12 protein-coding genes are annotated in these 12,056 nt (G+C 44.4%); 7 read left to right on the top strand and 5 right to left on the bottom strand.

Going from position 1 to position 12,056, the window contains the following annotated elements; translation table 11 throughout:
• Window positions 1-22 precede the first annotated feature (22 nt).
• From MUY27_RS16150 to MUY27_RS16130, 5 genes are all read left to right on the top strand, one after another.
• On the top strand, window positions 23-1,057 hold the full coding sequence (locus MUY27_RS16150) for a DUF4097 family beta strand repeat-containing protein (protein ID WP_245131698.1): 1,035 nt from the start codon (window positions 23-25) through the stop codon (window positions 1,055-1,057).
• A gap of 239 nt (window positions 1,058-1,296) precedes the next feature.
• Window positions 1,297-1,974, top strand: a complete 678-nt coding sequence (locus MUY27_RS16145) for an ABC transporter ATP-binding protein (RefSeq protein ID WP_245131696.1) — start codon at window positions 1,297-1,299, stop codon at window positions 1,972-1,974.
• An 8-nt stretch (window positions 1,975-1,982) separates the two neighbouring features.
• Complete coding sequence (locus MUY27_RS16140) at window positions 1,983-3,302, top strand: TolC family protein (RefSeq protein ID WP_245131694.1); 1,320 nt, start codon at window positions 1,983-1,985, stop codon at window positions 3,300-3,302.
• A gap of 105 nt (window positions 3,303-3,407) precedes the next feature.
• A complete protein-coding gene (locus MUY27_RS16135; protein ID WP_245131692.1) occupies window positions 3,408-4,022 on the top strand; it encodes a porin family protein in 615 nt (204 codons plus the stop codon).
• A gap of 83 nt (window positions 4,023-4,105) precedes the next feature.
• Window positions 4,106-5,263 (top strand): zinc-dependent alcohol dehydrogenase, encoded by a 1,158-nt coding sequence (locus MUY27_RS16130; RefSeq protein WP_245131690.1) that lies wholly within the window; start codon window positions 4,106-4,108, stop codon window positions 5,261-5,263.
• Window positions 5,264-5,315: 52 nt separating this feature from the next.
• Here the strand turns inward: MUY27_RS16130 and MUY27_RS16125 are convergent, their stop codons facing one another.
• From MUY27_RS16125 to MUY27_RS16105, 5 genes are all read right to left on the bottom strand, one after another.
• The gene (locus tag MUY27_RS16125; protein ID WP_245131688.1) at window positions 5,316-6,401 is read right to left on the bottom strand and encodes a DUF3667 domain-containing protein; all 1,086 of its coding nucleotides are present in this window, start codon (window positions 6,399-6,401) and stop codon (window positions 5,316-5,318) included.
• A 98-nt stretch (window positions 6,402-6,499) separates the two neighbouring features.
• Entirely contained in the window at window positions 6,500-7,759 is a 1,260-nt protein-coding gene (locus MUY27_RS16120) for a nucleoside permease (protein WP_245131686.1), read from the bottom strand.
• Between the two features lie 223 nt (window positions 7,760-7,982).
• Window positions 7,983-8,585, bottom strand: a complete 603-nt coding sequence (locus tag MUY27_RS16115; RefSeq protein ID WP_245131684.1) for a bifunctional nuclease family protein — start codon at window positions 8,583-8,585, stop codon at window positions 7,983-7,985.
• A gap of 36 nt (window positions 8,586-8,621) precedes the next feature.
• On the bottom strand, window positions 8,622-9,599 hold the full coding sequence (locus tag MUY27_RS16110; RefSeq protein WP_245131682.1) for an electron transfer flavoprotein subunit alpha/FixB family protein: 978 nt from the start codon (window positions 9,597-9,599) through the stop codon (window positions 8,622-8,624).
• A 30-nt stretch (window positions 9,600-9,629) separates the two neighbouring features.
• Window positions 9,630-10,367, bottom strand: coding sequence for an electron transfer flavoprotein subunit beta/FixA family protein (locus MUY27_RS16105; protein WP_245131679.1), 738 nt, complete (start codon window positions 10,365-10,367; stop codon window positions 9,630-9,632).
• Between the two features lie 111 nt (window positions 10,368-10,478).
• Here MUY27_RS16105 and MUY27_RS16100 point away from each other — a divergent pair, with 111 nt between their 5' ends.
• Entirely contained in the window at window positions 10,479-10,823 is a 345-nt protein-coding gene (locus MUY27_RS16100) for a tetratricopeptide repeat protein (RefSeq protein WP_245131678.1), read from the top strand.
• 10 nt (window positions 10,824-10,833) lie between these two features.
• Complete coding sequence (gene chrA / locus MUY27_RS16095; protein WP_245131675.1) at window positions 10,834-12,036, top strand: chromate efflux transporter; 1,203 nt, start codon at window positions 10,834-10,836, stop codon at window positions 12,034-12,036.
• Window positions 12,037-12,056 lie beyond the last annotated feature (20 nt).

Genomic DNA, 12,056 nt, shown 5'->3' with positions numbered 1-12,056 from the left:
TAACACTTTAAAATACACAACCATGAAATTAAACCTTATTGTTGCGGCGTTGATCGGGCAGAGCTGCCTGGTTTCTGCACAATCATTAAAACAAGAACCCTTTTTAACTAAAACGTTAAGCGGTTTAGGCATCCGCGAAGTATTTGTAAATACATCCGGCGGAAGCATTACCGTAAGCGGTGGAACAGACGGACAAGCCAGGGTAGAAGTGTATGTAAACGGAAATAACGGCCAGCCGTTAAGCAAAGAAGAGGTGAAGAAGCGCCTGGAAGAAAGTTATTTCCTTGAAGTAGAAGCACATGATGGTGAACTGCACGCAACCGCTAAAAATAAGCGTATGATCAACTGGGGAAATAACGGTTTAAGTATATCTTTTAAAGTTTATGTTCCCGAAAAAGTAGCCACCAACCTAAACACCAGCGGCGGCAGTATTCACCTGGACCACCTAACCGGTACTGAGCGCTTTACTACCAGTGGCGGCAGCTTACATGCAGACCACCTGACCGGAGATATCAAAGGCCGTACTTCTGGCGGCAGCATCCAGATCGCGGACTCACGAAATAATATTGATATGGAAACCAGCGGTGGCAGCGTAACCGCCGAGAATTGCTCAGGTACCATCAGGCTGGAGACTTCCGGAGGTTCGCTTACCATGAATAACCTCAAGGGGGCCGTTAGCGCGCATACCAGTGGCGGTAGTGTGCATGGGGATAATATTGCCGGTGAGCTGATTACCGGTACCAGTGGCGGCAGCATCAATCTTTCTAACCTGTCATGCGCACTCGATGCGTCTACAAGCGCAGGCAGCCTGCACGCAGCATTTAAAGAGGTAGGTAAGTATGTAAAGCTGGATGTAAGTGCCGGGCATATCGATTTATCCCTGCCTGCAAAGCAAGGGCTTGACCTTGACCTGCGCGGTAACCGGATGTCTGATTTAACATTGAACAACTTTAGCGGCGAGCACAGCCGCGATGCCGTGCGTGGCAAAGTTAATGGCGGTGGTCCGCTGGTTAGGGCTGACGCCGGTAGTGGGCGCGTAAGCTTATCCTTCAATTAAGAGCAAAATACCATATTCTTTCAGGGCAGTAACGGGTTTCCGTACTGCCCTTTTTTATTATCCGGTTACTGGCATCGGCGGTGTATCATTAGCGAACGGTTTTGTTGCACAAGCGAACAGTTAAGTTTTGCTAATTTTATATAACTAATTGATTATAAGTATTTTATTTATTTGGTATGTTATTGATACTTTAGTGGCAGGTTCATAGCCGAAACAAAATCATAATTCATAAAAAGCATATGTTAACGCTAAAAAATATTTCTAAATACTACCAGGTTGGCGGCAGTAAGAATTTTGTACTGAATAATATCGATCTTGATGTAGAAGAGGGCGAGTTCGTTTCTATCATGGGGCCGTCCGGCTCCGGCAAATCAACTTTACTGAATATCATTGGTATGCTTGATCAGCCGTCAGAAGGTTACCATTACTTTATGGGCGAAGGTGTACACTTGTTGAAAGAGAAGCAACGCACCGCGCTGTATAAACAATATATCGGCTTTGTATTTCAGGCATACCACCTGATAGACGAGCTTACGGTTTATGAGAACATCGAAACTCCTTTGATTTACCAGAATATTAAGGGAGGGGAACGTAAAGCGTTGGTAGCCGATATCCTGGACCGTTTTAATATTGTCGGGAAGAAAGATCTGTTCCCATCTCAATTGTCAGGCGGTCAGCAGCAATTGGTGGGTATTGCCCGTGCGTTGATCAGCAAGCCACGCCTGATCCTTGCAGACGAACCCACTGGTAACCTGAATTCTAAGCAGGGCGAGGAAATTATGGAGCTTTTCCGCAAACTGAACCAGGAGGATAACGTCACCATCATTCAGGTAACACACAATGAAAAGAATGCCGAATATGGGTCGCGTATCATCAACCTGTTAGACGGCAAAATAGAGTCTATCAAAAATATCTGATCGCAGAGATGAACTACTTAAAATATATCTTCGTTCTATTTTTAGCTATCACAACGCTGCCTGCCTTTAGCCAGACAGATACGGTTTACACCTTGCAGCAATGTATTGATATCGCGATAAAAAACAATCTGGACGTTCGTAAAAGCGAGCTTGACATGGAGCGCGATCGCGTTTACTGGAACCAGGCTCGCGAAAATCTGCTGCCTACGGTAAACGGTAACGTGCAGCATACCATTAGTAACGGCCGCAGCCAGGACCCTACCACTTATAACTATGTAAACCAGCAGATCAAATTCGCTCAGTATAACCTGAATAGTAATTTAATTTTATTCAACGGGATGAATCTGATGAATACCATTAAGCAGTATTCATTATCCTATCAGGCCGGAAAGCTTTCCTACCAACAAGCGAAGGACGATATCACACTGAACGTGATTTCTACCTATTTACAGGTATTGGATAACCAGGAATTGTTAAACCAAACCGCTACCCAGGTAGAGGTTTCGAAACAACAAGTAGACAGATTGAAGATTCTGGATAAGAGCGGGAATATTTCTCCTTCCCAGCTTTCTGATCTTCGCGGGCAACTGGCAAGCGATCAGCTGAATTTGATAGATGCCCGCAATGCCATGTATGCAGCTAAATTAAACCTGATGCAGTTGATGAACGTGCCGTTTAACCGGGAAGCAAAAATTCAACCGATACCGGCTGACCAATTGCCCGGGCAGTATACGCAGAATGCAGACCAAGTTTATCAGACGGCATTAAACGGATTGCCATTAGTGAAAGCCGCAGAATTACGCTATCGTAGCAGCGCCAAAGCGGTATCCGCTGCCCGCGGCGCGCTATATCCAACACTCGCATTAGGTGGCGGATGGGGTACCAACTATTCCAGCACGGGCAACACCAACTATGGTTCGCAATTGCGTAATAACTACAATACGAATTTTACGCTCGGCCTAAGTATCCCAATTTTAAACTATTGGAGAAACCGAAACAACGTTTCGCTGGCAAAGATCAATATGCTGGAAGCGCAGGCGACCAACGAGAATACGAAGGTACTGCTGAGAAAGAACGTAGAGCAAGCTTACGTGAACATGACCAGCGCCTATGAGCGTTACCAGACTTTAACAGAGCAGGTAGATGCCTTCAGCGAATCTTTCCGTGTAGCCGAGGTGAAATTTAATTCGGGCGTTTTGAATTCTGTAGAATTTATTGTGATAAAGGGTAACATGGACCGTGCGAAATTAAATCTCATCAGTGCGCGCTACGATTATTTTATTCGTGCTAAGATCCTGGATTATTACCAGGGGAAATTGACGTTATAACTAGCCCTAAGTTGTAATATTGTAAAACCAGAAAGCTCTTTTTTAGGGTTTTCTGGTTTAAAAACTTATCGTATTTTAAAACGTTAAGTTTTAAGATTGAAACCTATGAGAAAAATCTATCTTTTCGCAACAATATTGCTGACTATCATCTGTGGACAGGTTAATGCCCAGCTATTACCAACTTTTCAGTTTGGTGTAAAAGGCGGGGTTAATTTAACCAGCATCAACACCAGTTCAACTTTTGGAAATTTAAGCGGCGATAACCGCGCCGGTTTTATAGGCGGTTTGTGGGCAAGGGTAGGTGGCGCAGGTCTGCATTTTCAGCCCGAATTATACTATACCACCAAGAACGTTACGGTACGTGCCGATAATACCAGTGCCGAAAATAAAGCGAGTTTCAGCAGTCTGGATCTCCCGTTGCTTATAGGTACCCGTGTTGGCGCATTAGGGGTTGGTGCCAGGTTTAATACCGGCCCCTTGGTTTCCTTTGCTATTAATAAAGATCAGAACTATTCTTCTGCCTTTGGCAATGCCGTTAATCTTCGGTATAAAGATCAAAATTACGCCTGGCAGTTTGGCGCAGGCCTGGATATCAAACAAATTTCGTTCGATTTGAGGTATGAACTCGGCCTAAACAAAATCCCTACCGGTGATGGCGATGCCAAAACCAAGATCAACCTTTTCAATTTCACGGTAGCTTACCGTTTGTTCGGCTTATAGCTTGAAGCTATAATGTGATCAACGCATTGAAACTATCTATTATAAATACTGTTTCTTATAAGTTAAATTTTTAAACTTAAATTATGAAAGCAGCAGTATTTCACAAACCCGGCGATATCAGTGTCGATACCGTCGATGATCCGCGGATAGAGGAAGCGGGCGACGTGATTTTAAAAGTAACTTCTACCGCGATATGCGGATCCGATTTACATATTCTTGACGGGGGCATTCCGCAGGCTAAAGACTTGATCATGGGCCACGAGTTTATGGGGATTGTTGAAGAGGTTGGTCCTTCCGTTAAACGTCTGAAACGCGGCGACAGGGTAGTGGTGCCTTTTCCTATCTCTTGTGGCCATTGCTTTTTCTGTACGCATGGCGCTTCGCCGCATTGCGAAAATTCTAATCATGAACATTACGGCCCTAATGGCGATTTGTTAGACCAAAAGGGTGGCGCATTATACGGATACACAGATCTGTATGGCGGTTATAGCGGCGGCCAGGCAGAGTATGTCCGTGTACCTTATGCGGATATCAGTCCGCGTATTGTACCCGATAACATGACTGACGAGCAGGTGCTGTTCCTTACGGATATTTTTCCTACTGGGTGGTCTGCCATCGACTGGGCGCAGCTTAAAGGCGGTGAAGTGGTAGCTATTTTTGGTTCGGGGCCGGTAGGGTTAATGGCGCAAAAAGCTGCCTGGATAAATGGTGCAAGCCGTGTAATTGCGATAGATCCGCTCAACTACCGATTAAATAAGGCACGCGAGGCAAATAAAGTGGAAACATTGAACCCGCACGATGTGGATGTAGTGGAAGCCATACGGTCCATGACGGGCGGCCGCGGCGCAGATGTCTGCGTAGATGCAGTAGGGTTCGAAGCCGAGCGTAATATCCTGGATAAGGTTAAGGCTACCCTTAATTTCGAAAAGGGCAGTATAAAAGTAATGGAAATGTGCTTTAAGGCCGTTCGCAGGGGTGGAACAGTGAGTGTGGTTGGAGTTTATGGCACACCTTATGATAACTTCCCGGTACACCGGATGTTTGATAAAGGCATTACCATTAAGCAGGGGCAGGCACCGGTATTAAATTACATAGACCACCTGATAGACCTGGTTAAACAGGAGAAGGTGGTGCTGAATGATATTATATCACATTCGCTGCCGTTAAGCGAAGCAGCCCATGCTTATAATATTTTCAAGAATAAAGAAGACGATTGCGTGAAGGTGGTACTGAAACCTTAATTTTTATAGCAGGCTGGGCATCGAAAATTAGTCAATGCCCCGCCTTCTTTTCTTATGCTGCAGTAAGCGCAGAAATAAAATAGACAAAGCTGTAGCAAATACCAAAAACCATCAGGTACATAAATGACATACCGAACATTTTGCTGATCGTTCTTCCGCGTCCGCGATGGTATACCGCCCTTAGCGCTTTATAAACATAGATTACCAGGCAGATCATCACCGCCAGATCTAACAGGTCATGGAAAGCTTTGCCTGGAATTATCCATTGTAGCAACATAGATACCGATAGGAACAAAAACACGAAGCAATGCAGATGGAAGGAAAAGATCAGGTGCTCTACATAATACTTCCGGTTCTTTCTAAAAGCGATACTTAAAATCAGTGCGAAAATAGGCAGCAAAAGAAACATCATTTTGGGCACATTGTGCTTTACCTCTTCCTCGATAGCCTCTTTCGGGTCGCCTCCCTTTTTCTTGTAATCAAATTTCTTCCTAACTATCAGGTTCTTAATAAAACCGTCCTGCTTGTTTTCCGGCAGTTTCTTTTGGGCAGCAAGGTAGGCTTCATAGTTCGGATACTTATCTGTTTCGACGACGTCTGAAAAATCTGCTTTTACAAACCCATCGTCAACGTCTTCATCTTCTATGTTGTTTTTATGTTTCGCTTTTTTTATACTATCCCGGCGTTCACCTTCATCAAGCCTTTTGGTAATAATTTCCTTGGTGGCGCTGCCTAATATGGGGGCGTTCTCAATTACACGTTTCGCACTATCAATCTGTTCTTTGGTTACTTTTTTGTGTTTCACCTCTGTTTTTTCGCCCTCATGAGCGTTCTTTTTGAAAAACAAGACAAAGAACACCAGGCTGATGAAGATGTACATCTTGATAGGATGCAGATATTGTACCCGCCTGCCGGCCATATACTCGTTGGTAAGCTTGCCAGGTTTAAATAAAAGCGGTTTTAGTGTGTGGAAAAACTGGTGGTCGAAATGGAAATAATCGCTGATGGCGTGGTTCATCAGGTGACCAAAGTTTTCTTTAATCTGCAGGTTTTCCTGCCCGCAGTGGTGGCAAAACTTGCCTTCGAGTATCGTACCGCAATTCAAACAGTCATTTTCGTGGCGGTAGTGCTTTTTCATCAGATGGTAAAGGTGCTGTTAGTGATTATATAAACAGTAGTAAGGGCAGCCAAAGCTGCCCTTAAAAATAACAAAACTGCGCGATTTTGCTTCAATAATTATATATGTTCAATAGCGTGTTTTAAGGCTGCGTTGTGCTTGTACCTGAATACAAACGGGAAGATCACGGCAATCACCAAAGCATAAGCAGCAAAGGTAAGCCAGATGCCGTGCCAGTCTTTTGCCTGGTTGGTATTCGTGAAAAACTTATCAATGATCAGTCCGCTTACGGTACTGCCGAACAAAGCGCCAAAGCCGTTTACCATCATCATGAACAAACCCTGCGCGCTGGCCCTGATCTCTGGCGTAGCCTGAGTTTCCACGAATAACGATCCGGAAATGTTGAAGAAGTCGAAAGCCATGCCGTACACAATGCAGGAAAGCACAATCATCCATAAACCATCTGCCGGGTTACCAAAAGCAAATAAACCGAAACGCAACACCCAGGCCAGCATGCTGAAAAGCATTACATATTTGATACCAAATTTGCGCAGGAAGAACGGAATGGCCAGGATGAACAAGGTTTCAGATATCTGCGAAATGGACATGATGATAGCCGGGTATTTTACCGCGATGGTATTTTGGTAAGCCGGTATCTTGTCAAAATCATGGATGAAAGTATCGCCGTAAGCATTTGTAAGCTGTAAGGCTGCACCGAGCAGCATAGAAAAGATAAAAAATATAGCGAAGCGCTGTGATTTAAACAGACGGAAGGCATTCAACCCCAACAGGTCAACAAAAGATTTACCCTCGCGAACGTGCAGCATCGGCGGACATTTAGGTAAAGTAAATGCGTAAAGACCAAGCGCCAGCGCAACAGCAGAGGCGATATAGAACTGGTTTGAAGAAGTTTCGTTATGCGTAAGGCTGACGGTCCACAGGGCGACTATAAAACCAACTGTGCCCCAAGTACGGATAGGCGGATAAGCTTTTACGACATCAATGCCTTGTCCCTTAAGTGCCGAATAGGCAACAGTGATAGAAAGGGAAAGCGTCGGCATGTAGAAAAACATGTTAATCAGAATTACCCAAAAGAAGGTAACCGGGTTATTTACCATTGGTAGCGTAAACAATGCGATAGCATTCAGGATATGCATCACGCCATACAGTTTTTCTGCATTAACAAAGCGGTCTGCAATTATACCAGTTAAAGCGGGCATAAAAATCGCAGAAATGCCCATGGTAGAAAATATCGCCCCGAACTGCGCACCAGACCAATGTTTGTTCTGGAACCAGTACGCACCGATGGTTAGCAGCCACGACCCCCAAATAAAAAACTGCATAAAGTTCATCAGTATTAAGCGAAACTTAATATTCATATGTACAGGTTTTATCTTATTATAGTTATTAGTTAATTAAGGATGAAAAGTAGCCAAATATTATGAAATGGTAAAGAGGCTGTTCAGGAAAAACGTGATATTGTAGAGACGCAACACTTTGCGTCTCCGAAAAAATCGCAGTATGATATTAAATGCCGGAGATAACAGATTAAAAAAGGAGAATAAAATGAGACGCAAAATATTGCGCCTCTGCAAATCCAAGCTATGATGCTTTTCTTTTATTCAGTTCGTCACGGATCTTTGCTGCCTTTTCGTAAGCTTCTTCATTAAGGGCTTCCTGCAATTTGGTCTTAAGTTCATCGTCACTTAAAGCAGTATAGCCAGCCGCTGTGGATGTCGGCGTAGCTTTTTCTTCGGCAGGTTCGTTCAGGTTTTCCAGGTATACAAAATCATTGCCCTCTATTACAATACCCGCTGTAGAAAGGATGAATTCATAAGTAAAAATCGGACAATCAAAACGTACAGCCATTGCAATTGCGTCTGAAGTACGGGCATCTATTTCTAATGTCTTTTTACCATCTGAGCAGATCAGCTTAGAATAGAAAATGCCATCAACCAAGTTATAAATGATAATCTCCTGTATGCCGATATTGAATGCCTGGGCAAAGCTTTTAAAAAGATCGTGTGTAAGCGGGCGGCTCGGTGTCATCTTTTCAATTTCTATGGCTATGGCCTGTGCCTCAAAGCTACCGATGATGATCGGCAATCTTCTGCGTCCGCTTACTTCGCCCAAAACAAGGGCATATGCGCCAGACTGTGTTTGGCTGTAAGAAAGGCCAACTATGTCCAGCTTTATTTTTTTCATATTATTCCCCATCACAAAGAATATCCATTTTCCTTTTTATACCGATGCCTTAAAGGCTTTCACAGCTTCAATCAATTTTGGTACCACATCAAACGCATCGCCTACAATTCCGTAGTCTGCTACCTTAAAAAACGGCGCTTCTGCATCTTTGTTGATCACAACAATAACTTTTGAAGAACTGATACCTGCCAGGTGCTGTATTGCCCCTGAAATTCCAATCGCAATATACAAATTTGGACTGACAGCGATGCCGGTTTGTCCAACGTGCTCTTCATGAGGGCGCCACCCCGCATCTGATACCGGCTTTGAACAGGCTGTAGCTGCGCCTAATTCTGTAGCAAGGTCTTCTACCAGATGCCAGTTTTCAGGCCCCTTTAAACCGCGTCCGCCCGATACAACGATCTCTGCATCCGGTAGTGAGATTTTTCCTGCTGCTTTTGCAATTTCCTTTAAAACTGCTCTGAAATCAGATTCTTTTGGTTCAACAGAAAAATCTTGTGCAGTTGCACCGGTAGGCTTTTCTGTAACCTGATACGAGTTAGGCGTAAGGGTGATTATTTTATTAGCCGAAGTTAGTTCGATCGTGGCAAACGCTTTACCTGAGAAGGCAGTCTTTTTAACGGTAAATTTTCCGTTGTTCTGCTCCGGCAAAGCAACAGTGCCATCTGCCAGTCCGGCTTCCAGCTTTACTGCAACGCGAGGAGCAAGGCCCCGCCCCGAAAACGAGTTGGAAATAACGACTACGTCCGAGCCTTCGCTTTTTGCAGCAGATGCAATAACAGATGCATAAGCCTGGTTAACGAAATTCTTCAATTGGTCGTTAGCAACGTTCAGTATCTTGTCAGCGCCGTATTTGGCCAGTTCATTTAAAATACCGGCATCTACGTTGCCGATTGATATTGCGGTAAGGGAAGTGTTATTTTGATCTGCAATGGCACGGGCATAGGAAACAGCTTCAAAAACAGACTTTTTGAATTTACCCTCCGTGTTTTCTGCATATACTAAAACAGGCATAATTGGTTCTGATAATGGTGATGAAATTAGTTAGATAACTTTTGCTTCGGTATGCAGCAGGTAGATAAGTTTTGCGGCGTCATCGGCAGCAACCATTTTAACCTGGCCGCGCGGGGCAGGCGTTTCATAGCTCAGCACTTCGCTGTTGTTTTGTACAGTTACCGGTTCTACCACTGTCAACGGTTTGGTTCTGGCAGACATAATCCCACGCATGTTGGGGATCTTTGGTTCGGCAACGCCCTCTGTGGTACCCGCTACAAAAGGAAAAGGAATGGTTAGCAGCTCTTTTCCGCCTTCTATTTCACGTTCAACGGTAGCACTATTGCCGTCAACATCCAGCTTTTTTATAATAGAAACCGAAGGTATGTCCAGCAATTCGCCTACCATAGCCGCCACTTTACTGCCGTTATAATCGATGGATTCCCGGCCGGTCAGGATCAGGTCGAACTGATTTTCGCGAGCGTATGCCGCAATTTGAACAGCAACAAAATAAGCATCATGGGCGGGTGCATTCACGCGCACAGCGTCTGTAGCGCCGATAGCTAAAGCTTTACGGATAGTAGGTTCGTTGGCGGCTTCACCAACGTGAATCACGGTCACGCTACCGTTTCCACCGTCGGTAAGTTCAATGGCGCGGGCCAGTGCAATTTCATCGTAAGGATTAATGATAAACTGCACACCTGCGGGATTAAATTGCGTGTTATTAGCGGTAAAAGTTATTTTTGTCGTGGTATCTGGTACGTTACTAATACATACTAAGATTTTCATCAGTATAATTTGGTTTTAAATGGTGATGAAGCTGTCATGAGTAATTATAATCATGACGGTTTATTCATAAATAGGTTTTAGCAAAGGTAATTAAAAAAGGAAGAGTTTAATATGCAGTCAGGCCGATTAGAGAAGCTTCTGGAGTTTATAAAGAATGAACCGAACGACGAATTTTTGCAGTACGCACTGGCTACAGAATTCCTTCGGTTGGGGGACACGGACAAGGCGCTGAGCTACTACGAGGGCCTGGTAGATAAGCATCCAAACTATGTTGGAACCTACTACCACCTGGGTAAATTATACGAGCAATTAGGCAGGCAACCTGATGCTGTTACCACTTATGAAAAAGGAATGCAGGTTGCACGTACTGCAAGGGATAATCACGCGTTTAACGAATTACAGGGCGCATACCGTCAGGCTACAGGCTTCGACGAGGATGACGACGACGATTATTAATTGATTTACCTTGTTCAGGAAACGACATCTTATTTTTCTTCGTGAAGCTGCGCTTTACACTTTTACAGCTTTCGGCGGTCCGCAGGCACACATTGCCGTGCTACTGCGCGAGTTTGTAGAAAAGCGCAACTACATTACCGAAAATGAGTTGTTGGAATTAAATGCACTTACCCAGGTGTTGCCGGGGCCATCCTCTACGCAGACGCTGGTAGGCGTCGCCTGGAAGGTAGGGGGCCTACCGCTTGCTATTGCAACATTCCTGATCTGGATATTGCCCTCAGCCGCGGTAATGTGCCTTGCTGGGATCTTCTTTTCATTGTTTGCAAAAGGAGCACACTTTAAAGAGGTGATACGTTTTATACAGCCTATCGCGGTAGGTATAGTGGCTTACGCTGCTTTTACATTCGCACAACGGTTCTTAAAAAGCCGCGTCAGCGTGATGCTGGCCGTTGGTTCCGTTATCGCCACGCTGATCCTGCAAACGCCTTATGCCTTCCCTTTACTGGTTTTATTGGGCGGCATTATTTCTTCTGCACTGGAAACCCAGCCGCAGGAAAATGAACTGCGGGTAAAACTTTATTCAAATGTAAACCCCAATAAGATTGCTTATTTCATTGGTATCCTGCTGATGTTTGCCGCACTGGGTGCGATCATCAACCGTACATCGCCTTTTAGTTTGCCCATTCGTATGTTCGAGAACTTTTACCGTAACGGTATCCTGATTTTCGGTGGCGGACAAGTGTTGGTTCCGCTGATGTATACAGAGTTTGTAGAACTAAAACACTATTTAACCCCAACGGAGTTTCTTACGGGTTACGCCATTCAGCAAGCGTTGCCAGGACCAACTTTTGCTTTTACTTCTTTCCTAGGCAGCATGACGTTTGCGAATAACGGTTATGGGATTGGGGGGCAGGTGTTGGGCGCGTTAGTGGCGCTTATTGGTATTAATTTGCCCGGGCTGATCCTTATTTTGTTTATTGTTCCTTTTTGGGAAGATCTGAAGAAGATCACCCGAATTAAAAATTCGCTCAGTGGAATCAACGCCGTTTCGGTTGGCTTCATGATCACTGCTTTTATCCTGCTTGTAAAGCCATTCGGCTTTAATTGGTTGTTCTATGGCATAATGCTGGCCACGTTCCTGTTATTGAAGTTCACCAAAATAAAAACACCCATTATTATCATTATCGGCGTATTGGTGGGCTGGTATTTTTAATCGAAATACCATAGTGAAGT

It is taken from the genome of Mucilaginibacter straminoryzae, from assembly GCF_022953055.1.
In the GTDB taxonomy this organism is placed as follows: domain Bacteria; phylum Bacteroidota; class Bacteroidia; order Sphingobacteriales; family Sphingobacteriaceae; genus Mucilaginibacter; species Mucilaginibacter straminoryzae.
This window is presented reverse-complemented; position numbering and strand designations above follow the sequence as displayed.